This window comes from Facklamia sp. P12950 (genome assembly GCF_050409465.1).
In the GTDB taxonomy this organism is placed as follows: domain Bacteria; phylum Bacillota; class Bacilli; order Lactobacillales; family Aerococcaceae; genus Facklamia.
In genome coordinates this window covers 98424-124241 of sequence record NZ_JBNUPK010000005.1, presented here as the reverse complement: position 1 = coordinate 124241, position 25818 = coordinate 98424, and the positions used below count along the sequence as shown (strand labels likewise).

Below are 25818 nucleotides of genomic sequence, written 5' to 3'. Positions count from 1 at the left end.
TTATTAGGTGAGGGCTCATTTTTAATGATAGCGCCATTTGCTAGTCAGAAGGCTCTTTCTATGATACCATTTTAGAGAAAAATGAATGGAGGATCGGACCGTGGGAAAATATGTGACAGTCCAAAAATTAACTGAAACTTTAGATGTGGAGATTGTCTATGGTCATGAACATGTCGATAAGAAAATTGTTTCCAGTGAAGTTTCAAGACCAGGACTTATTCTGGCAGACTTCAAAGAATTCTATCCGAGTGATCGGATTCAATTAATCGGTCGAACAGAAACAGCTTATTTAGATACCTTGACTAGCCAAGAACGTATTGAGAAATTCCGCTCTATCTGTCGTGAAGATACGCCTGCTATTGTAGTCGCTCGAAAAATATCTATACCTTCAGAACTTATTTTAATAGCTAAAGAACGTCAGGTGCCACTACTTTCAGCTCGTTCTCGTACTAGCCGGGTCTTGGCAAATCTAACCAATTATTTAGAAGGACAATTAGCAGAGCGTTTTTCAAAGCATGGAGTCTTTCTTGAAGTATTTGGGATGGGAGTCTTGTTAACAGGCACCTCTGGAGTCGGCAAATCAGAAACCGCTTTAGAGTTGATTCAAAGGGGTCACCGTCTAGTAGCCGATGACCGAGTAGAATTTTTTATGGTGGATGAGCTAACCCTAATTGGTGAAGCGCCGGAAATTCTACAAAACTTATTAGAAATTCGTGGCTTGGGAATTGTTGATGTAATGAGTCTTTATGGAGTCTCGGCCATTGTACGTTCTAAAAAGTTAGAATTAATTATCGAGATGGTATTAGATGATGGACAAATTGAATATGATCGTTTAGGGTCTGGTCAACAATACGACCGGATTTTTGATGTTCAAATCCCAAGAACGAGAATACCGGTAAAAACAGGACGGAACTTAGCAGCTATTATTGAAGCAGCCGCTATGAATTTCAGAGCCAACAGTATGGGCTTTGATGCTACAGATGCCTTTAATGCTAAATTAGATGCTTTGATCATGTCTAATCGTGAGGTGACTAATGATTAATTCTTTCGGCTCAATTTTTATGAAGATAGATCGCATCGCCTTTCATATTGGAAGTTGGCCTGTCTATTGGTATGGGCTAATCATTGGTTTCGGAATGTTATTGGCCTATTTCTTATATATAAGGGAAGTTAAACGTAAAGGGGCCGATCCAGATAAGGCCTTTGATCGCCTTTTTTGGGCAATTATCATCGGTTTTATAGGGGCTAGAATTTATTATGTAGCCTTTTCTTGGCAGTCCTATCAAGATAATTTGTTGAGTGTTTTTGCTATTTGGAACGGTGGTATTGCAATCTATGGCGGAATTATTGCGGGCTTTCTAACCTTAATATATTTTATTCGTAAAGATAATTTAAATGCAGCATTAGAAATGGACATGGCAGCACCTGCCTTGATGTTGGCACAAATTGTTGGGCGGTGGGGTAATTTTATTAACCAGGAGGCTTACGGAGGGATTGTGAGTCGCTCCTATTTAGAAAATTTAAGATTACCTACTTTTATCATTGATCAAATGGAAGTCCAAGGGCAATATCGTCAACCCACCTTCTTATTTGAGTCTTTATGGAACTTTATCGGTCTTGTTTTAATTATGACGATAAGAAGGAAGCGTTTCTTAAAAGAAGGAGAAGTCGCAAGCTTTTATGCAGTTTGGTACGGTATAGGTAGAGCTTGGATTGAAGGTTTACGAACAGATAGTCTTTATTGGGGACCTTTTAGAGTCTCACAAGTTTTTTCGTTAATTATCGTTGTAAGTGCTATTTCAATTATGATTTATCGAAGAGTCCACTTGACACTTCCCTTCTATAAGGAATCAGATATTGCAAGATAAGGAGAAAAAAATGAACATTACAATTCTAGGATCAGGTTCGTGGGGGTCTGCTCTAGCAAAAGTCTTATCAGACAATCAACATAGTGTTACTATTTGGAGCATTGATCCTCAGGTGGTTGATGAGATTAATCAACAACATACCAACTCGCATTTTCTTAAAGAATTTGAGCTGAATGAGACTGTTAAAGCAACGCTTGATTTAGTACAAGCCTTAAAGAAAGCAGAAGTCTTGCTTTTTGCAGTACCCACCCAAGCAATTCGTAAGGTTTCTAAAGAAGTAAATAAACTTTTAGTCAAAATGGAGCGACCTCCTTTAATTATTCATGTGTCTAAAGGACTTGAACAAAAAAGTCACTTGCGTATTTCTCAAGTGCTTCAAGAAGAGCTGACCACAGATCTTTACAGAGCTTTAGTCGTCTTATCCGGTCCTAGCCATGCGGAAGAGGTCGCACGCGAAGATCTTACATCCGTTACCGCGGCCAGTGAATCGCTAGAAGCTGCTGAAACTGTTCAAGAGCTCTTTATGAATAATTATTTCCGTGTATACACTAACACGGATGTGATAGGGGTTGAATTAGGCGCTGCCTTGAAAAACATTATTGCTTTAGGCGCAGGAATTCTTAATGGTTTAAACTACGGGGACAATGCTAAGGCCGGTTTAATTACACGGGGCTTGGCTGAAATATCGCGTTTGGGTATACGCTTAGGGGCAGACCCGCTAACTTTTCTTGGTTTAAGTGGAGTTGGAGACCTCATTGTAACTTGTACCAGCATTCATTCACGTAATTGGCAAGCTGGTAATTTGTTGGCTAAAGGCTTAACTGTTGAAGAAGTGACAGAAGAAGTCCAGATGGTGGTTGAGGGTATTTTTACTTGCCTGGCAGCTTATGAGTTGGCACAAGAATATCAAGTCGATATGCCAATTACTAATGGCCTCTATCAAGTTCTTTATCAAGGAGCGGATGTTAAAGAAGTGGTTAGTCAATTAATGAATCGCTCTGGCAAACAAGAAGCCTCTTTAGCCCAACACAATGAAGTGATCACCTCAGAGAAAGGAAGATAAGATGGAAGATACGATTGAAAAGACAATGATTAATGTCGATGTTGTGATAGTAGGCGCTGGCCCTGGAGGAATGACGGCAGCCCTATACGCTTCACGTGCCAATTTAAAAACAATTATTCTTGAGAAGGGTCTACCAGGAGGAGAAGTTAATAATACGGCTGATGTAGAGAACTATCCAGGTTTTTCTAAAATAGCCGGTCCAGAATTAGCTCATAAATTTTTTGAATCTGCTATGGAGTTTGGCGCGCAGCATTCAATGGAAACGGTGGTTGGAATTGAGTTACATGACCAAGTAAAACATGTCATTACCAGCAAGAACATCTATGTAGCACCTGTTGTCATTATTGCTACTGGATCTCAGCATAGAAAGTTAGATATTCCAGGGGAAAATCTTTTAAGTGGTAAAGGAGTTTCTTATTGTGCTGTTTGTGATGGCTTCTTTTTCCGTAACCGCCACTTAGTGGTTGTAGGAGGGGGAGATTCGGCTGTCGAAGAAGGAATTTACCTCACTCAGTTTGCTGATAAAGTAACCATTGTTCACCGTCGAGACAGTCTTAGAGCTCAACAGATATTACAAGAGCGTGCTTTCAAAAATGATAAAATTGACTTCATTTGGGATACGACTGTTGAAGAAGTTATAGGTGATCAATCAGTAGAAGGCGTGTTCTTACGAAATGGAAAAACCGGCGAACGCTACACATATCCTTGTGAGGGGGTCTTTATCTACATTGGCTTAGTGCCGAACTCTTCGTTGGTTAGCCATCTAGATATTACGGATGAAGAAGGATGGATTATCACCAACGAAAAAATGGAAACGCGGATTCCGGGCATTTTTGCTGTAGGAGATGTTCGCCAAACACATTTACGTCAAATTGCCACGTCTGTTGGCGACGGGAGTCATGCAGGCCATATGGCTTACCAATATATTCAAACCTTAGCAGACTAATTTTTATAATTAATCAGACTTAGCTATTTTTAAAGGTAAGTCTTTTTAAGAAATAACTAAAAACTTGGGAGATTAGTCAAATTTCTACTATTTTATCCCAATCATGATATAATAAATAACAATGAGAAAGGTGGCGAGAATATGCCTTGGCGTGAATTATATAAAAAATGGAAAAACAAAGAAAATCTTGACCAAGCGGTCAAGAAATCTCTAGAAGAACAAGCTGGCGATGAAACAAAAGATGCTTTTAATAATGTTTTAAGCTTTGGTACGGCAGGGATGCGCGGTATTATAGGAGCGGGCCCGAACCGAATGAATATTTATACAGTTAGACAAGCAACAGAAGGTTTAGCCATGTTAATCAATGAAGCAGGTCAAGAAGCAAAAGAGCGTGGTGTTGTTATTGCCTATGATTCGAGACACTATTCCCCCGAGTTTTCAATGGAAGCCGCTTTAGTCTTAGGTAAGCACGGAATTAAGGTTTATTTATATGAAAGCCTACGTCCAACACCTACCTTGTCCTTCGCTGTGCGTTATTTACATGCTTATGCGGGTATCATGGTAACGGCTAGTCACAATCCGGCAGAATATAATGGTTATAAGGTCTATGGTGAAGATGGCGGTCAAATGCCACCAGAAGATGCGGATAAGTTAACTCGGTTTGTACGGTCCATTGAAGATCCACTAGTCATTGAAGTAGGAAATAAGACGGAATTGTTAGGGTCAGGTAAAGTTGAAATTATTGGTGATCGTGTGGATCAAGCTTATCTAGCTGAGATTGCTAAAGTAACGATTGATTCTAATCTAATTGCTGAGATGGCAGAAGAAGTAAAAATTGTTTTTACTCCACTACACGGTACGGGAATGTATCTAGGGATGCAGGCTTTAGAACAAGCAGGGTTTTCTAACATCCATGTTGTTGAAGAGCAAGCAGAACCAGATGGAGGTTTTCCAACTCTTAAATCCCCTAATCCTGAATCGCCTGAATCATTTGACTTGGCTGAACAAATTGGGCGAAATATTGAAGCTGATATTCTTTTAGCAACAGATCCGGATGCTGATCGTTTAGGTGCGATGATTCGTACTCAAGAAGGAAATTATCAATTGCTATCAGGAAACCAAATCGCCTGCTTAATGTTGAACTATATGTTAAAAGCATACCAAGCCAAAGATCAATTACCTGAAAATGGTGTAATCATAAAATCGATTGTTTCAACAGATCTAGCAGAAGAAATTGCTAAAGCCTATAAGGTTGAGACGGTAGATGTTTTAACAGGTTTTAAATTTATTGCAGAAAAAATTAAACAGTACGAAGAATCAAAAGCGCACACCTTCATTATGGGCTTTGAGGAAAGTTTTGGCTATTTATTGAAGAGCTTTACACGTGATAAAGATGCTATTCAAGCCTTAGTAATGTTGGCTGAAATTACAGCCTTTTATAAAAAACAAAACAAAACCCTCGCACAAGCGCTAATGTCAATTTATGAAGAATATGGTTATTATAAAGAAAAAACTTTATCCATCTCTTTTACATCACTTGATGGAAAGCAAGAAATGGAAGCGTTAATGAATGAAACGCGGGCTAATCGCTTGACGGAGGTAGCTGGTATTCCTGTTGCCGAAGCCTACGATTATTTAAACAGTAATTTGATTTATGCAGATGGTAAACAATCCAGTCTTTCATATCCTAAATCCAATGTTTTAAAATATAAATTGAAAGACGGATCATGGATTGCCTTAAGACCAAGTGGCACAGAGCCAAAAATAAAATTATATATGGGCGCTAAAGCTGAAAGTGAACAGGCTGCAAATGACAAAATAGTGAGTTTAGAGGCCTTTTTGAATCAATTGATTAAGTAAGTTAAATCTCTGCTGAAATCTTTTTCTTTTTAAGAAAGTGGATTTCAGCAGCTTTTTTAGCTAAAAGATTCATAGATAGAGTAGAAATTAATTTGTGATATAATAGAGAGTAATAAATATTCACCAAGAAAAGAGGGAGACCATGTCAAATTTGGAATTAGTCATTATCACTGGGATGAGTGGTGCAGGCAAAACCGTTGCTGTTCAAAGTTTTGAAGACCTTGGATATTACTGCATCGATAATATGCCGCCAAGTCTTTTGCCAACCTTTTGGCAATTGATGCGAGAATCAGGTAAAATCACTAAAATCGCTATGGTAATTGATTTAAGAACACGGGAGTTTTTTGATGAGTTATCGGATATAATCGGTACGATGGATAATAATCAAGATGTTACTTCAAGAATTCTCTTTTTAGAAGCCAATGACCAAGAATTGGTTTCTCGTTATAAGGAGTCACGTAGACATCATCCATTATCACAAGCAAATGAAGTCTCAACATTGAGTGCGATTGCTAAAGAAAAAGAGTTATTACGCGATTTAAGAACGCGTGCTCAAATGATTGTAGACACTTCTGAAATGAAACCCAGACAACTAAGAGCTTATATTATGGAACATTTTGCTGAAAAGGAGCAAGTTACCTTTAGAATAGATGTAGTCTCTTTTGGTTTTAAGTATGGTCTTCCAATAGATGCAGATGTTGTCATGGATGTGCGTTTTTTACCTAACCCTTATTATATTCAAGATTTAAGAGGATTAACTGGAGTGGATAATGCGGTTTATGATTATGTTATGAGTCAACCGGAAAGTCAAATTTTTTATAATAAGCTAATCGACTTATTAAATTATTGTGTTCCTGGCTATAAACGCGAAGGCAAAAGTAGGGCTGTGATAGCGATTGGTTGTACAGGGGGGCAACACCGTTCAGTGGCCCTAGCTGAAAGAATTGGCGAACATTTTACTCGCATGAATTATTGTACAAATGTTAATCACCGTGATATGGCAAAAAACCAAAACCAAGTGTTAAAGAAGGTTGCTAGAAATGAATCAGATGCGTCAAGCTCGTTATAAAGTTGCGGTAATCGGTGGGGGAACCGGCTTGCCTGTAATTTTAAGAGGACTAAAGAAATTAGATGCCAACATTACAGCAATCGTTACTGTTGCCGACGACGGAGGGTCATCTGGCGTTATTCGTGATTATATTAACGTTGTTCCACCGGGAGATATCCGTAACTGTATGTCAGCTCTTTCCGAAGCAGACCCAGTCTTACTTGAACTCTTTCAATATCGCTTTAACACGGATGATGATTTTTTAGCAGGCCATGCCATTGGAAATCTTTTGATTGCCGCTTTAAAGGAAATGAAAGGCTCACTGTCGGAAGCCATTGATATCTTATCGCAATTTATGAATATTAATGGTCAAATCCTACCAGCAGCTCCTGAACCATTAATTTTGCAAGCTTTATTTGAAGACGGAACGATTGCTGTTGGCGAGTCGAAAATAGCCCACCATCGTAAACGCATTCAAGAAGTTAATGTAATGACTATTGAAGGAAAACCTGCCGTTAAGGCTTCTTCAAGGGTTGTGGAAGCAATCATGGAAGCAGACTTAATTGTATTAGGTCCAGGCAGTTTGTATACTTCTATTTTGCCCAATTTAATGATTGATGAGATTGGACAAGCGATATCAAAAACCAATGCTCAGGTAGTTTATATTTGTAATATTATGACTCAATTAGGAGAAACAGAAAACTTTACGGATGCAGATCATATTGAAGTATTACATAATCATTTGGGAGTTCGATTTGTCGATACCGTTTTGGTTAATACTACAGAAGTTCCCAAAGAATATATTATCAATCAACCAAACAAAGAGTATCTGCTTCAAGTAAAACACGATTTCAATGGTTTGCGTCGTTTAGGATGTCGGGTTATATCTAGTGAGTTTTTAAGTATGAAAGAAGGCGGCGCTTATCATGATACGGATAAGGTTGTTGAAGAATTAGGGCACTTATTGAATAGTGTGCGTTTGCTTGATAAAAATAGTTCTGATTCAAATAAGCACTCAGTTTTATAAATGGACTAAATGTTGGTTAAGGAGAGAGTAGGATGACATTTGCAGCAGAAGTAAAAAAAGAATGTACATTATTAGAAGTTCACAAAGAGCATGCCAAAGCAGAATTAGCGGCATTGATCCGCATGAATGGTGCGGTTTCTATTTATCAACAAAAGCTAATTTTAAATGTACAAAGTGAAAATGCTGCAATCGCAAGAAGGTTATATACCTTACTCAAGGACTACTTTGATGCTGAAAGCGAACTGATTGTTCGGCGCAAAATGAAATTAAAAAAGAACAATGTCTATATTGTGCGCTGTCGTTATCATGTACAAGAAATTTTAGAAGATTTAGAAATTTTTGATCAATTAAGCCTCATCTCAAGAGTGGCTCCCGAAATAATGCAAAACGACCCAAAGAAGCGCTCTTATTTGCGAGGAGCCTTTTTAGCGGGAGGCTCGGTGAATAATCCGGAGTCAAACTCTTATCATTTAGAAATATACTCGAGTTATGAGGATCATAATGAAGATCTTTGTAAAATGATGAATGATTTTCATTTAAATGCAAAAACAATTGCTCGTAGAAACGGATATATCACCTACTTAAAAGAGGCAGAGAAAATCGCTGACTTTTTAGTAATTATTGGAGCCAATCGAGCAGTCTTAAAATTTGAAGATGTGCGGATTGTTAGGGATATGAGGAATTCAGTTAATCGCTTAGTTAATTGTGAAAACGCTAATCTTAATAAAGTAATTGATGCTTCGCAAAAACAAATTGCAGCTATTAAACGGATTGAAGCCAAAAAAGGATTGTCCTCTTTACCGGAAAAATTAGAAGAAATGGCACGTTTTCGTATTGAAAATCCAGATATGAGCTTAAGAGAGTTGGGAGAGCAAATTCCTAACGGACCTATTTCGAAATCGGGAGTTAATCATCGGTTGAGAAAAATTGTTGAATTGGCCGAAAAAATCTAAATAATATATTTGCTTAGCACTTTTAAACTTCTTTTTTGGTATTTAATATTAACACCATTAAGGAGGAATTATATGAATCAAGTAACTTTTGTTGGTAGATTATGTCGAGACATACAGTTAAAAGAGGTTGGCGATTCAGCGACTGTTACTAATAATGTCATTGCAATCAAACGTCCTTTTCGCGATCGTAATGGTGAATCAGTGACTGACTTTATTCCTTTCGTCGCTTGGAACGGTTTGGCAAAATTGATTCACAAGTATGCATGCAAGGGGCAACGCATTGCTTTATCAGGAATGATGCAAAGTCGCAGTTATCTCAACGCTGAAAAAGAAGAAATTTATGTTATTGAATGTAATGCCAGCGAAATTACTCTCTTGGACAAGCCGAAATCTAAGGCGGTTTTTAATCAAGAGATGGAGATGAAGGCGAAAGATATGCAGGTGTCCCAAGAAACGATTCAGCAAGTGTTAAATGATATTTCAAATTGATTAGCTGTTTTAAAAAAAGTTGCCGAGCAAATACTTGCTCGGTTTTTTGTTTTTATAAAATAATAAGCCCAAAAACTATAATTGTTATATACTACCTTGGACTGAGTGGAGAAGACCTAGTGTCTCTTATAATAAGATTTGTGTATAATAGAAAAAACAGTAGGTTCTTAAAAAGGGGGAAGCCAAATGAAAATATTAATGATTGAGGATAATGAATCCGTTTGTGAAATGATGGGGATGTTCTTTGAAAAAGAAAATTTTGAAGCAAGCTTTCATGGTGATGGAAAAGAAGGATTTGAAGCCTATCGGACGCAACCTAACATTTGGGACATTGTTATTCTGGATTTAAATCTACCTTCTATGGATGGAATGACCATTTGTCGCAAAATTAGACAGATTTCTAAAGAGACGCCTATTATTATGCTAACTGCTCAAGATTCTGAAAGCGACCAAGTGATTGGTTTAGAAATGGGCGCGGATGATTATGTAACCAAACCCTTCAGTCCCTTGACGTTATTAGCGAGGATGAAAGCTCTGCATCGAAGAGCTCAAGTAGTTTCAGCTGATGCAGCTGTTAAAGAAGAAAATGAGTTTGATATTGAAACAAAAACTGTCAAAATCAATACTTCTACACGTGAAGCTTACTATCACGATAAAAAAATAGAGAGTTTAACACCTAAGGAATTTGATTTATTTGTAATGTTTGCTCAGCATCCTAAGCGAGTGTTTACCAGAGAGCAATTACTCAAGAGTATTTGGGAAGATCCCTTTTTTGGTGATGAAAGAACAGTAGATGCACACATAAAAAAATTAAGACAAAAAATAGAGCGTTATGGTTCCCAGTTGATTCAAACAGTTTGGGGAGTTGGTTATAAATTTGAAGAACTAGGTGATTAATTATGAAGTTCTTATGGCAGCAAATAATTGTTTTCTTAATAGTATTATTGACTGCCCTAACGGTTTCTGCATACCGTATTTCCGATTATATGGAAAAGAAGATCTATGAGGATCGTGAATTGCAGCTCTTGCGTTATGGTGAAAATATAGTTGATAATTATTTTTCGAGAGAAGATTTGGTTCGTGCATCCCAGTTACTGTCAAGTGAAAAAATAATTATCCAAGTGAATTTGTCCGATGGACGAATAATTTATCCTACTTATGATCAGCGCTTTGGTTCGAAGTTGAGTAAAGAAGATCTGGAACAGATTGCTAAGGGTGGAAATGTTGGTTTACGCTACTCACAAAGATACGTAGACCCAGACACGCAGTTACAAATGGCAACGGTCTACATTCCTTTGAAAGAAAATCAAGTAGCAGGTTTTCCTCCGGGTTTTATTAGTTTAGGGGCACCACTAGAAGATTTAGAAGAAAAAGTGACGGCCATGCAAGAAAAAGTATTATTTGCTTATTTATTAGCAGGTATTGCAGGCTTAGGGATGAGTGTTCTCTTTTCAATCTATCAGACTAATAAGTTAAAACAGCTGCGAAAAGCCAGTCAAGAAATTGCCTCTGGAAATTATGAAATTAAGGTGAATACCAAAGGTCAGGATGAATTTGCTGATTTATCTAAAGATTTTCAAAAGATGGCAGATTCTCTTGTTCAATATGAGTCGGAAGTTGAAAGACAAGAGACATTAAGGAAACAATTCATGATGGATGTAGCTCACGAAATGCGAACCCCTCTAACAACCATGAGTGGATTATTAGAAGGTTTACGTTACGATATGATTCCTGAAAATCAAGTGGATCGCAGTTTGGAACTCATCCACTCTGAAACGCAGCGCTTGACACGTTTAGTTAATGAAAATTTAGATTATGAACGAATACGTAACAAACAAATCAGCCTAAATAAAGTTTCTATCAATACCGAAGTTTTATTTGAAAATATAAAAACCCAATTACAAGTAAAAGCTAAAGAAAAGAATGATCAATTAGTTAGTCAAATTGCACCAGATTTCACTTTATGGGCAGACTATGATCGTATTACTCAAGTTTTGATTAATTTAGTAACCAATGCCATTCAATTTTCGCAAGATAGTGAGATTGTTTTAGAAGCTAAAATGGTAGACGCAGGTTCTCAAATAAAAGTGATCGATCATGGTATTGGGATTGACACCGATCAGATTCGTTCCATATGGGAAAGGTTTTATAAAGTTGATGTTTCAAGAAAAAACACAAAGTTTGGGGAATCTGGCATCGGTTTGGCTGTTGTCAAATCCTTGGTTGAAGCTCATAATGGGAAAATAGAAGTTGAGAGCGAACTCAATAAAGGGTCAGTTTTTATAATAACGTTGCCACGTCAAAACAAATAAGCTATAATGTACCCTTGTTAATGATAACTAACAAAACTGACATGATAAGGAGGACTATCGAGTGGGGAAAACTTTAAAAGGCATAATATCTATTGCTCTTATTTTAGGTTTAGTAGGAGTCATTACTTTGAACGCTTACGTAAATTCAAATTCAAAAGCTAATCTTGTTCAAAAGCCTAACCAAGAATTCACCAACATTTTGGACGATATTCAATCTCAAATTGATGAGCTATATTATGATGAAAACCAAGATTTCTTAAAAGAATCATTCCAAGTGGAAATGATAGACCCAATTAAAAAGAATATTAATAAGTTGAATGAATCAACGACTGTTAAGAATCAATATCTTGATCAGTTGAAAGAAATTGAAAAACGTTTCCAAGCACAAAATGAGGTCAATGACTTCTTTGCAGGAACCAAAGATGCTATCCGTGGAAATGAAGTGAATGAAGATTTAATGATCCGCGAAGGGCTCACTAAAGAAAAAGTGCTCAAGGTAAAAGAAGAATATTACTATGAAGAAATTGGAATTGATGAGCAGACTTCGGATTCAAATCAAGAGGTAGAATTAGATGCTTTTCAAAAGGCGATTAATCTTCTGATTGATCAAGTGGAAGAAAGTGTTGTTGAAGGTGATGAACTTTTAGAACTTTTCAAAGATGTAGAAAAAATTGATATCGTTGATGGTAATATTGGTAAAATAGCACAAGCTATGCGCAAATTCGATCAGCGATTATTAGAAGTCAAAGATTCACTTCCTTCTCTGTATAAAACAATGAATAAAAAAGCGGATACTTATACCCATAAAGTGATTAAAGAAGTGGCAAAAATAGCTAAAGATGTGCCACAATACTATCAACTCTTAGTTAGCTCTTTGGAACCATCTGAGCGTTTAAGTCAAGCTCTTGAAGATAATAAGGAACTTTTCGAAGGATCAGAGGAAACAACGGTTGAAGTAGTTGAAACAACTCAAAAGATAGCTGAAACTGTTGAGACTTCTAACGATTATTATTACGAGGAACCAGAAAACTCATGGACTAATCCAGAGCCAACACCTCCAAGTACAACTGTTCGACCAGGAACATCTGAACCAGTTGAATCGACACAAGTAATCGAGACATCTGAAGTTAATGACGATAATTATTACTAATATGCCTTTGATTTTTAATTAAGAAAAGCACTTCACCTTCAATTCATGCCTTTTATTAAAAGGTTATTTATTGGAAGTTGGAGTGCTTTTGTTAAAATAATTGGATATAAGAAATAAGGAGGAAAGATATGGATGTTTTATGCTTTATCGCCCATGATCAGCTAGCAAATTCTTCTAGCCAGCAATTTTTATTAGCTAGTGGCCAAGCGCTCACCCAAACAGACTACGTTGATTTAACGGCTGAGTGGCAAGACAAAGGTTTTTTTGATTCCAAACAAGAGCTTTTAAGAATGGCTGATTATGAGCGTATTTTATTTCAATTTCCTCTGTATTGGTATCAAGCACCGGCTATCTTAAAGGTTTGGATGGACCAAGTGTTTAATGATCAATTAAACTTTAAACAGACAATGAAAATTTTACAAGATAAAGAATTTGGAATTGTATTAACGGTAGGTTCTAGACTCGAAAGTTTTCAACCAGGTGAACGAACGGGAGTTAGTTTAGCGGACTTAATGTCACCTTATTATGCTTGGGCAAACGATTTTGCTATGAAGTATCGTCCACCTTTTATTATTTCACAATTTCATTATTTAACAGAAGAAGAAAAATATCATTTAATGATTGATTACGTGACTTATTTAAAAACAGGTCGACTTTATTTACTAGAAGATAAGGTGAATGTTTTGTTAGAAGAACTTGATCGACTAAAATTAAATTTAGACCCGCTTGATCAGCATATATATGACCAATTTATTCAGAAATTAATTGACCAAGCAGACGAGCTAAAAGAATTAGAACTTTTTGATGAGGAGTAGTAAAGATAATATGCAAAAAGCAAAGATGTTCCAAGTTCCTATTGAAAAATGGGTAGAAAGTTGCAAAGATTATCCAAGTCGTGCTGTTTTAAAGGTAGCTTTAGCTGTTTTGAAAGAGCAAGAGAAGAGAATTGAACAAAATAGAGACCAATTAGATGCTAATGCATGGAGTCCCAAAGCTTGGTCTTAGATAGGCTTGCAAGATAGTAGAATAGACTTTATACTAAAACGAAAGAACGAGTGGGAGTGAATGTGATGTCAATAATTGAAGATTTAAAGTGGCGAGGCGCTATCAATCAACAAACAGATGCAGAGGGTTTAGAGAAGCTATTATCTAAAAAAACGATTGCCTTATACTGCGGAGTAGATCCAACGGGGGATTCTATGCATATTGGGCATTTAATTCCTTTTATGGTTTTAAAGCGGTTTCAATTAGCCGGTCACCAACCGATTGTCTTGATTGGAGGGGCAACAGGATCGATTGGCGATCCTTCAGGTCGAACCAGTGAAAGAAGCTTACAAACAATGGAAGTAGTCCAAAAAAATGCTCAGAAGCTGACACAACAAATGGAAAAACTGTTCTTAAAAGGGGATTCGGCTGATAATACTTTCAAAATAATGAATAATTATGATTGGTTAAGTAAACTCTCTTTATTAGAATTTCTGAGAGATTATGGTAAACACTTTAATGTTAATACGATGTTGGCTAAGGATGTTGTAGCCAGTCGACTTGAGAATGGAATTTCATTTACTGAATTTTCCTACCAAATTCTTCAATCCGTTGATTTTCATTACCTCTTCCAAACACAAAATGTTCAATTACAAGTCGGTGGTGGTGACCAGTGGGGAAATATTACAGCAGGTTTAGATTTTATCCGTCGTATGGAAGGAACAGAAGCAGAGGCCTATGGTTTAACTATTCCTTTAATGCTTAAGTCAGACGGTACTAAATTTGGCAAATCAGCAGGAGGAGAAACTGTTTGGTTAGATCCAGAAAAGACGACTCCTTATGAATTTTATCAATTCTGGCTTAATCAAGCAGATGATGATGTTGTTAAATATTTAAAATATTTCACTTTCCTCGAGCAATCAGAAATTGAAGCTTTAGAAAAAGAAGTGGCTGAACAACCGCATTTAAGAAAGGGACAACGTCGTTTAGCTGAGGAAATCACACGGTTTGTGCATGGTCAAGAAGCATTAGAAGAAGCCGAAAAAATTACTCACGCTCTGTTTACCGGTAATGTGGGTAATCTAACTACTCAACAAATTGAAGCAGGATTTAAAAATATGCCGCATGCACTAGCGAATAAAGAAGCAATGAATATTGTAATCTGGCTAGTGGAGACAGGGATCGTTCAGTCCAGAAGACAAGCCAGAGAATTTGTTAGCAACGGTGCTATATTAATTAATGGCACAAAAGTAACTGATTTGGATTATGAAATCAGTCAAAAAGATGCCATTGGAGACCTTTATATTATTGTCAGACGCGGGAAAAAACACTATACACTGGTCACTTTAAAATAGCGGTTGGTTCAAAACATCCTTAGAAAATTTCTAAGGATGTTTTTATCTGTTCAAATGTTTCAATAAGGTTACAAGTCTTATACGATTCAACGAAAACGCCCTTTTTTGATGTTTAATGTGTTAATATCATTCTTGTTAAGAGAAAAGTATCAATAGATATATTTAAATAAAAGTTCAAAGAGGAGCTAATAAGAATGAAAATCAAATTTTCTAAGAAGCTATTAACGACATTATTAACTTCATCAATTATACTTTCATCAGTTGGTAGTTTACCAATCTATGCTCAAGATATTGAGGGTGTTAATGCAAACATTGATTATCAAGTAAATAATTTAAATGCTGAACAAACTCAGCTATATGCTCAGTTAGTAAATTCATACAATCAAATTGAAACAATTAAAGAAGAGGCTGAGCAACTTCAAAATTCGATTTCAGACGATAACCAAACAATTGAATTATTAAACCAAGAAATTGAAGAACTACAAGAAATGATTGACAAGCGTCAAGAGTTAATTGCTGAACAAGCGGTTGCTATTCAAGAAAAAGGTGGAACTACCAACTACCTAAATATTTTAGCATCTTCAGAATCACTTTCTGATTTCGTTGGACGAATGGATGTAATTATCAAGCTGGTTTCTTCTAATAAGGATTTATTAAATAGTCAAAAAGAAGACATGGCAAGTGTTGAAGCTAAAAAAGTAGCGACTGAAAAAGCTAAAGCAACAAAAGTTGATAAAATGATCAGCTTAGAAGCATTAAAAGGTGATTTAGAAGTTGAAACAGCTTCAGCAGAATTAGCTTACGCAGAATTAACTAGACAAGCAGAATTAGCTGAAGAAAACCGTCTAGCTCTAGAAGCAGAAGCAGCGGCCTTTGAAGCGGCAACTCAAGTAGCAATTATTGAGAACACACAAGCAGTTGAAGAAGCAGTTGTTGAATCTAGTGAAGATGTTGTAACTTCAGAAGTAGCACCATTAGAAACAATTGAAACATCTCAAGAGACTACACAAACAGCAGAAGTTTCATATGAAGTAGTTGCTTCACTAGAGACAATTGAAAGTGAAGAAGCAGTTGTTACAACTCAAGCAGTAGAAACAAGTTTAGAGCCTATTGAGACAACACAAGCTATCGAAACCACTGTTGCGCCAGTTGAAACAACACAAGTTGTTGAAACGAGTCTTGAGCCATTAGAAACAACAGCGGTTGAAGTGATTGCAACCACTGCAGAAGTAATTGAAGAAGTCCAAGCGCCAGACTTGTCTTATAATACTGGATCATTAATCGGAAATGCTGAAAAATATATTGGTATCCCTTATGTATGGGGAGGTAAATCTCCAGCAGGATTTGACTGTTCAGGGTTTGTTCAATATGTTTTCAAAGAGACCTATGGTATGGAAATTGGTGGATGGACTGGTGCTCAAGAAAATGCGGGCACTAGAATTTCAATAGACCAAGCACAAGCAGGTGACTTATACTTCTGGGGTAGTCCTGGAGGAACTTACCACGTTGCTTTAGCAACTGGTGGAGGAAATTATATTCATGCTTCTCAACCAGGCACACCTTTAGGTTACTCAAACATTTCAACATTTACCCCATCGTTTGCGGTAAGAGTCTTATAAAAATTAATGAGAGTCAGGAAACTGACTCTTTTTTTATACAATCATTTAATTAAGCAAAAGACTGCTTCTAATCTATGATATAATATGAGAGATAATTTATTTGAAAGGGGCACTCATCCGTGACCGAACAAAAAACTTTTTATATTTCAACACCGATTTATTATCCCAGTGGTAAATTGCATATAGGAAATGCTTATTCCACTCTAGCTGCTGATACCATGTCACGCTATAAGCGTTTAATGGGTTACGATGTTTTCTTTGTAACTGGAACTGATGAACATGGTCAAAAGATTGAACAAAAAGCTGAGGAATTAAATTTAGAGCCCAAAGCATATGTTGATGAAATGGCTGAAGAAATTCAAAAGCTTTGGCAAAAACTAGAAATAACTAATGATCATTTTATTCGTACTACTGACGACTATCATGTTCAAGCGGTTCAAAAGATTTTTGACCAATTATTAGAACAAGGCGATATTTATTTGGGTGAATATTCAGGTTGGTATTCAGTCAGTGATGAGGAGTATTTTACCGAAACGCAGCTAGCGGAAGTCTTTAAAGATGAAAAGGGTAATGTCGTGGGAGGAATTGCTCCTTCCGGCCATGAAGTAGAGCTAGTAAAAGAAGAATCTTATTTCTTTAAATTAGCCAAATATACGGATCGGTTAATTGAATATTACGAATCCGATGATCAAGTGATTTTACCTGAATTTCGAAAAAATGAAATGATTAATAACTTTATCAAACCTGGTTTAGAAGACTTAGCAGTATCAAGGACCTCCTTCAGTTGGGGAATCCCAGTGAAGACAAATCCTAAACATGTTGTTTATGTATGGATTGATGCACTATCTAATTATATCACCTCTTTAGGTTATGGTAGCGATAATGATGAAGCTTTTAAAAAGTTTTGGCCTGCGGATATTCACGTCTTAGGCAAAGATATTTCGCGCTTCCATATGATTTATTGGCCCGCCTTATTAATGGCTTTAGATCTTCCTTTACCGAAACGTATTTATGCCCATGGTTGGATTGTTATGAAAGATGGCAAGATGTCTAAATCCAAAGGGAATGTGATTTACCCAGAGACTTTGATTGAACGATATGGTCTTGATGCGACTCGTTACTATCTTTTAAGAGGGATGAGTTTGGGGAGTGATTCTGTATTTACACCAGAAGACTTCGTTAAAAGCATCAATACTGAATTAGCCAATGACTTAGGAAACTTGCTCAACCGTACTGTTGCGATGATTAATAAATACTTCCAAGGTGCCGTACCTAACAAGCAAGTTTTGCAGTCACAAAATGATTTGGATAAAGAGTTCACTAATTATTTAACAGATCATTTAGAAGCATACCATGAAAAAATGGAATTAATGGCTTTTGATAAAGCGATTGACGCCTTAATGGCGATTGTTTCTAGATCTAACAAGTATATTGATCAAACTGAACCTTGGAATTTAGCAAAAGACTCACAATTAACAGATCGTTTAGCCATTGTAATGTTCCATTTGGCAGAAAGCTTACGCATCATCGGTCATTTATTAAGACCTTTTATGACACAGGCTCCATTGGAAATCTTCAAACAATTGGGTGTTGAGGAAGAAATAAACGCTAATTTAAGCGATCTAGTTTTTGGTCAATTTGCAGAAAATGCGCAGGTAATTAAAAAAGGTGTTCCTATCTTTCCTCGTTTGGAAGTGGAAGAAGAGATTACTTATTTACAAGAAGCCATGTCTCTTGAAAGTCAAAAGGATATTTCTTCAGCTAATTTAACAGTATCTGATCCTGACTGGGACCCGGAAGCAATTCAGTTAAGCTATGCTGAAACGGCAGAAGTAGCATTTGATGATTTTATTCAAACTGAAATTAAAGTAGCAGAAGTTATTGATGTCGACGAAGTAGAAGGCTCCAATAAGTTGTTACGCTTTAGACTGGATGCAGGTGACCAAGGTCATCGTCAAATCTTATCGGGTATTAAAAAATACTATCCGGATTTCAAAGAGTTAATTGGCAGAAAAGTCTTGGTTGTGGCAAATCTTAAACCGAGAAAGATGATGGGTCATATTAGTCAAGGTATGATTTTATCTGCTGAAAGTGGCAAAGATTTACATTTAGTTTTTGCCCCAGATCAAGCCAAAAATGGTTCACTGATTGGGTAAAAAGAATAAAAAGGACAAGTATTCGCACTTGTCCTTTTTATGTTTAATGAGCCTATCTGTTTGAAAAGAACGAGTTATGTTAAAATAACAAAAGATTGGAGAGGAAAAAATGAAATTATTTGATACACACACTCATCTAAATGTCTCCCAATTTCATGGGAAAGAAGAAGAATATTTACAAAGAGCTAAAGAAGCAGGCGTCGGTTTTTTAGCAGTTGTTGGTTTTGATCGTCCTACCATCGAGCGCAGTCTAACGCTTAGCCAAGAGCATAAGCATTTGATTAGTGTGGTAGGTTGTCATCCCACCGAAACCATTTATTATGATCAAGCTTTTGAAGACGATTTACATAAGTGGTTAGAATTAGATCGTGTCAAAATGTTAGGTGAAATAGGTTTGGATTATCATTGGGATACCTCTCCCAAAGATATTCAAGCTAAAGTCTTTAGAAGGCAAATAGCCATTGCCAAGGAACATAATCTACCAATTACTATTCATAATCGCGAAGCAACCAAAGATTGCTACCGAATTCTTAAGGAAGAAGGGCTTCCAGCAGCTGGGGGAATTATGCACTCTTTTGGAGAAGGACCTGAGGAGGCGAAGCGCTTTTTAGATTTAGGTATGCACTTATCTTTTAGTGGGGTGGTCACTTTTAAAAAGACGGAAGATGTCCGTCAAGCTGCGGCCATTACACCACTAGATAAACTATTGATCGAAACAGATGCTCCTTACTTAGCCCCTGATCCAATGAGAGGAAAGCAAAATGAACCAGCTTTCGTTAAGTATGTAGCGGAAAAGTTGGCTGAAGTTAGAAACCTTTCCGTCGAAGAAGTTGCCCGGATAACAAGTGAAAACGCCTTTAAGCTATTTAATTGGCAACCAGAAGAGGAAGCTTAATGAAAGAAATAGAAGTGCCCACCGAAGTGGTGGTAGTAGAAGGTCGATCTGATACCCAACGTCTTAATCAGATTTTTGGCCCAAGTATTAAAGTGATTGAAACCAATGGGTCGGCCATTGATCAAGAAATCCTCAGCCGAATTGAAGAAGCTAATAAGCAATTTGGCGTAATAGTCTTTACTGATCCTGATTATCCTGGCGAGCGCATTCGCAGAATTATTCGTACTCAAATTCCAAGCGTTAAAGAAGCTTTTTTAAGTCAAGAAGCTGCAAATTCACATCGTAAAAAAGATTCTTTGGGAATTGAACATGCCAGTGCAGCCGATATTCAAGCAGCCTTAAGTAAAGTAACAAAGATGTCGCCTCAAAAAGAATTAAAACCGATACCCATGGCAGAACTGGTGGCTATGGGTCTAGCTGGAACAGAGCAAGCCAATGTTTTAAGGCAGACAGTAGCTAATCATTTTAATTTAGGACACGTTAACGCTAAGCAGTTACAAAAGCAATTGGCTAAGTACCAAGTAAGTCGTCAAGAGATACTAGCTTATTTAAAAAGGAGGGAAGAAAGTGAATAAAGATATTGATCATAAACTAATAGCAACACCCAGTCGTACAAGTTCGATTATGAAGCAGTATGATATAAAAATGAAGAAAAGTTTAGGGCAAAACTTTTTAGTAGAGCCTCAAATTCTACAAAGGTTAGTAGAAGTAGCAGAGATTGATTCAGAAACAACCGTTATCGAAATAGGTCCAGGAATAGGTGCTCTGACAGAGTTTTTGGCCTTATCTGCTAAGAAAGTGTTGGCATTTGAAATAGATCAACGTTTTGTAAATATTCTTCAAGATACCCTATCTCCCTATGAAAACGTTGAAGTTATTCATCGAGACATTTTAAAAGTTGATTTTAGTCAATCAGATTATGCTTACTTACACCAAAGTAAACGCTTAGTGGTGGTCGCTAATTTACCTTATTATATTACGACGCCTATCATTATGCATTTACTAGCTAGCCAGTTGTCCTTTGATTCTTTAGTCATGATGATGCAAAAGGAAGTAGCTGAGCGCATGACTGCGCAAGTAGGAACCAAAGCTTATAATTCACTAACAGTGGCTATTCAGCTTCAAATGAAAGCGGAATTAGCATTTATTGTCCCTCCCACTGTTTTTATGCCCAGACCCAATGTCGATTCTGCTGTGTTAAAATTAACGAGCTTAGAAAATCCATCTCACAACTTTAAAAACAGTAGGTCATTTCAACAGTTTGTTCAAGCTTGCTTTAAACAACGTAGAAAAACCCTGTGGAATAATTTAAAAGTTTATTATCCCAATCAAGAAGCAACTTACTTAGAAAGTTGCTTTGCTAAGGCGGATATTTTACCTAGCCGTCGCGCTGAAACATTAAATTTGGATGAGTTTATTAAGCTTTTTAACATTTTAAGTGAAAGAAATTAATAGAATAATTGTTAGACGATAATACATTGCAAGTTATTCTTACTTATGTTATATTGTAAAATTTAAGAATTTGTGATATAATATGGTATGAGGTGATAAGATGCCAAAAGACCTGATTGAAATCAAGTCAATGCTTGATGGAAGAGTTGGAGAAGAGATTGTTGTAACTGTTCAAATGGGGCGTAAGAAGAAACGAGAGCGTCGTGGAACACTTGCTGAAACTTATCGGTCAATTTTTATTGTTGACTTAGATGAGGAAGACAATGTGGATCGTGTATCATTTTCTTATCGAGACATATTAACTAATGCGGTTGAAATCGAATTTTAAACTTTCAAGTTTTAAAGAGGCTTACTTGTTATTGAGTAAGGCTCTTTCTTATTTTGTGATGCAAGCTATGGTATAATTAATTGTATATCTTATGGAGGTGTCGCTCTTGAAAATGATTGTTGGTCTCGGTAACCCAGGTGAACGTTATGCCAATACGCGACATAACGCTGGCTTTGAAGCAATCGATCGTTTAGTAGATAAAGAAGGCTTAAACTTTACTGATCAAAAATTTGATGCAGATTTTACCATTTGGCGGAATCAATCAGATAAGATTTTATTAGTTAAACCCTTTACCTATATGAATAATTCGGGACAAGCTGTTTTACCCTTAATGTCTTATTATGGTATTGCGGTAGAGGATTTAATAGTAGTCTATGACGATTTAGATCTCGAACCAGGGCGTATTCGCCTTCGTGAAAAAGGTTCTGCCGGTGGGCATAATGGCATGAAATCGATTATTCATATGCTTGGAACGAATGACTTTAAGCGTATAAGAGTTGGGATTGGCCGTCCACAAGCAGGTTGGAAGGTCATTGATCATGTTTTAGCTCCTTTTGATAAGGACAGCTTACCACTTGTTACTCAAGCAATTGATCATGCAGCGAATGCTTTAACAGACTGGGTTGGTGGAAAACCTTACAGTGAAGTAATGAATTTTTATAATAGAAAATAATCATGGAGTAAGGATATCCCTGCTTCATGTTTTTGTGTTGGATGTATAAGGAGAGATTTGATGTTAGATAAGTTGCAAACGGCAGCCTTTGATCAAAGTATAAATACTATAAATAAAGCAAATAATTCTAATCTTCCTCATTTAGTGACGGGTCTAGATGGTAGTGGGAAAGCAATATATATCGCTAAACTATATCAAGAGGCTCCGAGTCAAATGATTATACTGGAAAGCAATCCGAATCACTTAATCCAAATGTTTGAAGATCTTTCCAGCTTGCTACCTAATGTCGCTATATATTCTTTTCCTGCGGAAGAGAGTTTGGCGCTAGAATATTCTACAGCTTCTCTAGAAGGTCGGGCGCAAAGAGTAGAATGTTTACAAGCCTTATTGAGTAAAGAGCCTGTTATTGCTTTAACCAATGTGTCTGGTATTCGTAAGCGACTTTCGCCAGTTGAAGATTGGTTAGCCAACCAATTGGAATTGACGATTGGTTATGAGATTGAAAGAGAAGACTTAGAAAATATTTTATTTGAACTAGGTTATCAAAAAGTAGCAATGGTTATGACCCCCGGGGAGTTCTCTGTAAGGGGGAGTATCATTGACTTTTATCCTCTAACCGCTCCCTCTCCTATTCGCTTAGATTTCTTTGATGTGGAACTCGATTCTATCCGTTACTTTGATGCAGAAAGCCAAGTTTCAAAGAAAAACCTTCAAACGATAAAGATTGAACCTGCTACTGATGTGCTATTTACTAAAAAACAACAAGAAAGTATTAAAGAGCAATTGGATGAAGCAATTAAGAAGGCGAGTAAAAAAATCAAAGATGAAGAGATGAAACAAAAGCTAAAGCAATTTATGGGTGAGCAGCTTGAAGGTTTAAACCATAATCAAACACTTGATAAGAGCCAAGCTTTTTTATCTTTTTACGATCCTAAGGGGCATTCCCTTTTGGATTATATGCATGTTTCAGGGCGTTTAGTAGTCAATGAGTTCTCAAAAATTCATCAAGAAGAAATCCAATTAATTGAGCATGATCAATTTTGGTTGGAACAGGAAACCTTAAAGGGTCATCTATTTCCCAATCAACCATTAAAGTTATCAGCATTCGATCAAATTAATCAAAGTAAGCATGCAGTCATCTTCTTTGATTTGATTCAAAAGAGTATGGGCAAGCAGGCATTAGCTAGTATTCATCATTTTTCTTACCGGACAATGAATGCCTTTTATCATCAGATGCCATTAATAAAAGCAGAGATAGATCATTGGTTGAATCAAAATCAAAATATTCAAATTATTGTTGAATCAAAAAAGCGGGCCGAAAAGGTGCGGCAACTATTTGCTGAATATCAAATTGATCCGATACATATCCAAGAACAAGATGATTTTCTGCCAGGCCAGGTAAACCTGCTCATTGGAAACCTAAGCCATGGCTTCGAGTTACCAAATGATAAATGGGTTTTACTGACAGAAAAAGAATTGTTTAATCGTATGAAGAAGAAAGTGATTAAACAACAAAAACTTTCTAATGCTGAGCGAATAAAATCTTATAATGAACTGGAAACTGGCGATTACGTGGTCCATATTAATCATGGGATTGGCCGCTATACTGGAATGGAAACCATGGAAATTGCTGGTTCCCATCGTGATTTACTAGTTATTGAATACCAAAATAACGCCAAAGTGATGGTGCCCATTGACCAATTGCATCTTATTCAAAAATATGTTGCCTCTGGTGAAGCTAAAACACCTAAAATTCATCGTTTAGGTGGTACAGAATGGACGAAAACTAAGCAAAAAGTTTCAAGTAAAATTGAAGATATTGCGGATGAGTTGATTGAACTCTATGCTAAACGTGAAAAAGACAAGGGCTTTGCCTTTAGTGAAGATAGTCCTGAACAGCAAGAGTTCGAAAATGCTTTTCCTTATGTAGAAACGCCTGACCAGCTACAATCAGCTTCAGAAATAAAGAAAGATATGGAAAAAGAAAGACCGATGGATCGTTTATTAATTGGGGATGTTGGTTATGGAAAAACTGAGGTAGCCATGCGAGCCATTTTTAAGGCGGTGATGGATGGTAAGCAAGTAGCCTTCTTGGTGCCAACAACTATATTGGCTCAACAACATTACAATTCATTGATTGAACGATTCGCTGATTATCCATTCAATATCAGGATGCTTAGTCGTTTTGTGACCAAGACTAATCAAAAAGAGACAATCAAAGACTTAAAGGTAGGCGCTTGTCAAATTGTAGTGGGAACTCACCGGATTTTATCGAAAGATATTGAATTTTTAGATTTAGGCTTATTAGTCGTCGATGAGGAACAGCGTTTTGGTGTGAAACATAAAGAGCGATTGAAGCAATTAAGATCGCAAGTGGATGTTTTAACATTAACAGCTACTCCAATACCTCGAACTCTTCATATGTCGATGATTGGAGTGAGAGATTTATCTGTGATTGAAACACCGCCGAGTAATCGTTATCCTGTCCAGACCTATGTAATGGAACGGAATGAAGGGGCCATTAAATCTGCCTTGGAACGTGAGATTGCTCGCGGAGGACAGGCCTTTTATCTTTATAATCGTGTAGCTACTATCTATCATCGTGCAGAAGAACTCGCTCAATTAGTTCCTGAGGCACGTGTTGCGGTTGCTCACGGTCAAATGAGTGAAATTGAATTAGAAAATGTTCTATATGACTTTGTTCAAGGAGACTATGACTTATTAGTGACGACTACTATTATTGAAACGGGAGTCGATATTCCTAATGCCAACACTTTATTTATTGACCATGCAGATAAAATGGGCTTATCCACTCTTTACCAATTAAGAGGAAGAGTGGGGCGAACCAATCGACTCGCTTATGCTTATTTAATGTATGATCCTATGAAGCAATTAAGTGAAGTCAGTGAAAAACGACTGAATGCCATTCGTGAATTCACCGAATTGGGATCTGGTTTTAAAATTGCTATGCGCGACCTTTCAATTCGTGGAGCAGGCAATCTTTTAGGGGCACAACAATCTGGCTTTATCGATTCCATCGGGTTTGATTTATATTCTCAATTATTGAAAGAAGCGGTCGACAAAAAGCAAGGTAAAGAAAACCAGCAGGCAGTATTCAATCAAAGTGATACTGAAATTGACTTAGCCATTGATGCCTATCTACCTGCTAGTTATATTGAAGATGAACGCCAAAAAATTGCAGCTTATAAAGCTATCCAACGAATTGATTCCTTTGATTCTTATCGCGAGGTTCAAGATCAATTAATTGATCGCTACGGTGAATACCCTGACCAAGTAGCTGACTTATTAGATATCGCTTTACTCCGGTATTTAGCTAGTCAAACGGGCATGCTTACTATTAAAAGGCAGCACCAATATGTCGTTTTGACTTTCAGCGAAGAAGCCACACAATTTTTCTATGGCCCTAATATTTATCAAGCCCTGCAGGATGTTCAAGCGAGAGAAACAGTCACTAAACCTAAAGATCGAATGCTGGTTAAATTGACCATTCAAGGAAAAGAGAGTTATGAAATTTTAAGTCTCTTAAAGAAATTATTAGAGCAAGCCTATCAAATTAAGCAAAATTATCAACAGCGTCAAAAAGATTTAAATCATGCACTAAAGTAAAAAGGAGTATTAA

23 protein-coding genes are annotated in these 25818 nt (G+C 36.8%); all 23 read left to right on the top strand.

The genetic code is table 11. The features are described 5' to 3' along the window. Positions 1–100 precede the first annotated feature (100 nt). Complete coding sequence (hprK, locus tag ACQV2Q_RS05860; protein ID WP_428873183.1) at positions 101–1042, top strand: HPr(Ser) kinase/phosphatase; 942 nt, start codon at positions 101–103, stop codon at positions 1040–1042. A gap of 19 nt (positions 1043–1061) precedes the next feature. After that, positions 1062–1868 carry a prolipoprotein diacylglyceryl transferase gene (gene lgt, locus ACQV2Q_RS05855; protein ID WP_428873184.1) on the top strand — a complete coding sequence of 269 codons (807 nt, stop codon included), beginning with the start codon at positions 1062–1064 and terminating at the stop codon, positions 1866–1868. A 10-nt stretch (positions 1869–1878) separates the two neighbouring features. Further along, on the top strand, positions 1879–2931 hold the full coding sequence (locus ACQV2Q_RS05850; RefSeq protein ID WP_428873185.1) for an NAD(P)H-dependent glycerol-3-phosphate dehydrogenase: 1053 nt from the start codon (positions 1879–1881) through the stop codon (positions 2929–2931). Position 2932: 1 nt separating this feature from the next. Next, positions 2933–3877, top strand: a complete 945-nt coding sequence (gene trxB, locus ACQV2Q_RS05845; RefSeq protein ID WP_428882186.1) for a thioredoxin-disulfide reductase — start codon at positions 2933–2935, stop codon at positions 3875–3877. Between the two features lie 141 nt (positions 3878–4018). Further along, the gene (locus tag ACQV2Q_RS05840) at positions 4019–5737 is read left to right on the top strand and encodes a phospho-sugar mutase (protein ID WP_428875180.1); all 1719 of its coding nucleotides are present in this window, start codon (positions 4019–4021) and stop codon (positions 5735–5737) included. A gap of 142 nt (positions 5738–5879) precedes the next feature. Beyond that, positions 5880–6806, top strand: coding sequence for an RNase adapter RapZ (rapZ, locus tag ACQV2Q_RS05835; protein WP_428873188.1), 927 nt, complete (start codon positions 5880–5882; stop codon positions 6804–6806). Continuing rightward, entirely contained in the window at positions 6778–7812 is a 1035-nt protein-coding gene (locus tag ACQV2Q_RS05830) for a gluconeogenesis factor YvcK family protein (RefSeq protein ID WP_428873189.1), read from the top strand. Before rapZ ends, ACQV2Q_RS05830 begins: the two co-directional genes overlap by 29 nt. A gap of 32 nt (positions 7813–7844) precedes the next feature. Then, positions 7845–8765 carry a DNA-binding protein WhiA gene (whiA, locus tag ACQV2Q_RS05825; RefSeq protein WP_428873190.1) on the top strand — a complete coding sequence of 307 codons (921 nt, stop codon included), beginning with the start codon at positions 7845–7847 and terminating at the stop codon, positions 8763–8765. 72 nt (positions 8766–8837) lie between these two features. Next, the gene (locus tag ACQV2Q_RS05820; RefSeq protein WP_428882183.1) at positions 8838–9254 is read left to right on the top strand and encodes a single-stranded DNA-binding protein; all 417 of its coding nucleotides are present in this window, start codon (positions 8838–8840) and stop codon (positions 9252–9254) included. Positions 9255–9440: 186 nt separating this feature from the next. After that, entirely contained in the window at positions 9441–10151 is a 711-nt protein-coding gene (locus ACQV2Q_RS05815) for a response regulator transcription factor (RefSeq protein ID WP_428873193.1), read from the top strand. A gap of 2 nt (positions 10152–10153) precedes the next feature. Further along, positions 10154–11566 carry an ATP-binding protein gene (locus ACQV2Q_RS05810; RefSeq protein ID WP_428873194.1) on the top strand — a complete coding sequence of 471 codons (1413 nt, stop codon included), beginning with the start codon at positions 10154–10156 and terminating at the stop codon, positions 11564–11566. 61 nt (positions 11567–11627) lie between these two features. Beyond that, complete coding sequence (locus ACQV2Q_RS05805) at positions 11628–12716, top strand: hypothetical protein (protein WP_428875181.1); 1089 nt, start codon at positions 11628–11630, stop codon at positions 12714–12716. Between the two features lie 128 nt (positions 12717–12844). After that, a complete protein-coding gene (locus ACQV2Q_RS05800) occupies positions 12845–13531 on the top strand; it encodes an NAD(P)H-dependent oxidoreductase (RefSeq protein ID WP_428882181.1) in 687 nt (228 codons plus the stop codon). Between the two features lie 10 nt (positions 13532–13541). Continuing rightward, positions 13542–13721, top strand: coding sequence for a hypothetical protein (locus tag ACQV2Q_RS05795; protein ID WP_428875182.1), 180 nt, complete (start codon positions 13542–13544; stop codon positions 13719–13721). Positions 13722–13786: 65 nt separating this feature from the next. Next, on the top strand, positions 13787–15055 hold the full coding sequence (gene tyrS / locus ACQV2Q_RS05790; protein WP_428873200.1) for a tyrosine--tRNA ligase: 1269 nt from the start codon (positions 13787–13789) through the stop codon (positions 15053–15055). Between the two features lie 194 nt (positions 15056–15249). Next, the gene (locus tag ACQV2Q_RS05785) at positions 15250–16674 is read left to right on the top strand and encodes an NlpC/P60 family protein (RefSeq protein WP_428882180.1); all 1425 of its coding nucleotides are present in this window, start codon (positions 15250–15252) and stop codon (positions 16672–16674) included. Between the two features lie 119 nt (positions 16675–16793). Next, positions 16794–18830, top strand: a complete 2037-nt coding sequence (gene metG, locus ACQV2Q_RS05780; RefSeq protein ID WP_428882178.1) for a methionine--tRNA ligase — start codon at positions 16794–16796, stop codon at positions 18828–18830. Between the two features lie 109 nt (positions 18831–18939). Beyond that, positions 18940–19725, top strand: a complete 786-nt coding sequence (locus ACQV2Q_RS05775; protein WP_428882176.1) for a TatD family hydrolase — start codon at positions 18940–18942, stop codon at positions 19723–19725. Continuing rightward, on the top strand, positions 19725–20300 hold the full coding sequence (gene rnmV, locus ACQV2Q_RS05770; RefSeq protein ID WP_428873205.1) for a ribonuclease M5: 576 nt from the start codon (positions 19725–19727) through the stop codon (positions 20298–20300). The genes ACQV2Q_RS05775 and rnmV overlap by 1 nt, the downstream gene beginning before the upstream one ends. A 49-nt stretch (positions 20301–20349) precedes the next feature. Beyond that, entirely contained in the window at positions 20350–21177 is an 828-nt protein-coding gene (gene rsmA, locus ACQV2Q_RS05765; protein WP_428873343.1) for a 16S rRNA (adenine(1518)-N(6)/adenine(1519)-N(6))-dimethyltransferase RsmA, read from the top strand. Between the two features lie 100 nt (positions 21178–21277). Then, positions 21278–21505, top strand: coding sequence for a Veg family protein (locus tag ACQV2Q_RS05760; protein ID WP_428873206.1), 228 nt, complete (start codon positions 21278–21280; stop codon positions 21503–21505). A gap of 106 nt (positions 21506–21611) precedes the next feature. After that, the gene (gene pth, locus ACQV2Q_RS05755) at positions 21612–22178 is read left to right on the top strand and encodes an aminoacyl-tRNA hydrolase (protein ID WP_428873208.1); all 567 of its coding nucleotides are present in this window, start codon (positions 21612–21614) and stop codon (positions 22176–22178) included. Positions 22179–22238: 60 nt separating this feature from the next. Then, positions 22239–25805, top strand: a complete 3567-nt coding sequence (mfd, locus tag ACQV2Q_RS05750; protein WP_428875355.1) for a transcription-repair coupling factor — start codon at positions 22239–22241, stop codon at positions 25803–25805. Positions 25806–25818: the final 13 nt, after the last annotated feature.

Bases quoted from the DNA above. Each gene is read 5' to 3' on its own strand.
- lgt (WP_428873184.1), top strand. From the start codon at position 1,062: ATGAAGATAGATCGCATCGCCTTTCATATTGGAAGTTGGCCTGTCTAT.
- ACQV2Q_RS05850 (WP_428873185.1), top strand. From the start codon at position 1,879: ATGAACATTACAATTCTAGGATCAGGTTCGTGGGGGTCTGCTCTAGCA.
- trxB (WP_428882186.1), top strand. From the start codon at position 2,933: ATGGAAGATACGATTGAAAAGACAATGATTAATGTCGATGTTGTGATA.
- ACQV2Q_RS05840 (WP_428875180.1), top strand. From the start codon at position 4,019: ATGCCTTGGCGTGAATTATATAAAAAATGGAAAAACAAAGAAAATCTT.
- rapZ (WP_428873188.1), top strand. From the start codon at position 5,880: ATGTCAAATTTGGAATTAGTCATTATCACTGGGATGAGTGGTGCAGGC.
- ACQV2Q_RS05830 (WP_428873189.1), top strand. From the start codon at position 6,778: ATGAATCAGATGCGTCAAGCTCGTTATAAAGTTGCGGTAATCGGTGGG.
- whiA (WP_428873190.1), top strand. From the start codon at position 7,845: ATGACATTTGCAGCAGAAGTAAAAAAAGAATGTACATTATTAGAAGTT.
- ACQV2Q_RS05820 (WP_428882183.1), top strand. From the start codon at position 8,838: ATGAATCAAGTAACTTTTGTTGGTAGATTATGTCGAGACATACAGTTA.
- ACQV2Q_RS05815 (WP_428873193.1), top strand. From the start codon at position 9,441: ATGAAAATATTAATGATTGAGGATAATGAATCCGTTTGTGAAATGATG.
- ACQV2Q_RS05810 (WP_428873194.1), top strand. From the start codon at position 10,154: ATGAAGTTCTTATGGCAGCAAATAATTGTTTTCTTAATAGTATTATTG.
- ACQV2Q_RS05800 (WP_428882181.1), top strand. From the start codon at position 12,845: ATGGATGTTTTATGCTTTATCGCCCATGATCAGCTAGCAAATTCTTCT.
- ACQV2Q_RS05795 (WP_428875182.1), top strand. From the start codon at position 13,542: ATGCAAAAAGCAAAGATGTTCCAAGTTCCTATTGAAAAATGGGTAGAA.
- tyrS (WP_428873200.1), top strand. From the start codon at position 13,787: ATGTCAATAATTGAAGATTTAAAGTGGCGAGGCGCTATCAATCAACAA.
- ACQV2Q_RS05785 (WP_428882180.1), top strand. From the start codon at position 15,250: ATGAAAATCAAATTTTCTAAGAAGCTATTAACGACATTATTAACTTCA.
- ACQV2Q_RS05775 (WP_428882176.1), top strand. From the start codon at position 18,940: ATGAAATTATTTGATACACACACTCATCTAAATGTCTCCCAATTTCAT.
- rnmV (WP_428873205.1), top strand. From the start codon at position 19,725: ATGAAAGAAATAGAAGTGCCCACCGAAGTGGTGGTAGTAGAAGGTCGA.
- rsmA (WP_428873343.1), top strand. From the start codon at position 20,350: ATGAAGCAGTATGATATAAAAATGAAGAAAAGTTTAGGGCAAAACTTT.
- ACQV2Q_RS05760 (WP_428873206.1), top strand. From the start codon at position 21,278: ATGCCAAAAGACCTGATTGAAATCAAGTCAATGCTTGATGGAAGAGTT.
- mfd (WP_428875355.1), top strand. From the start codon at position 22,239: ATGTTAGATAAGTTGCAAACGGCAGCCTTTGATCAAAGTATAAATACT.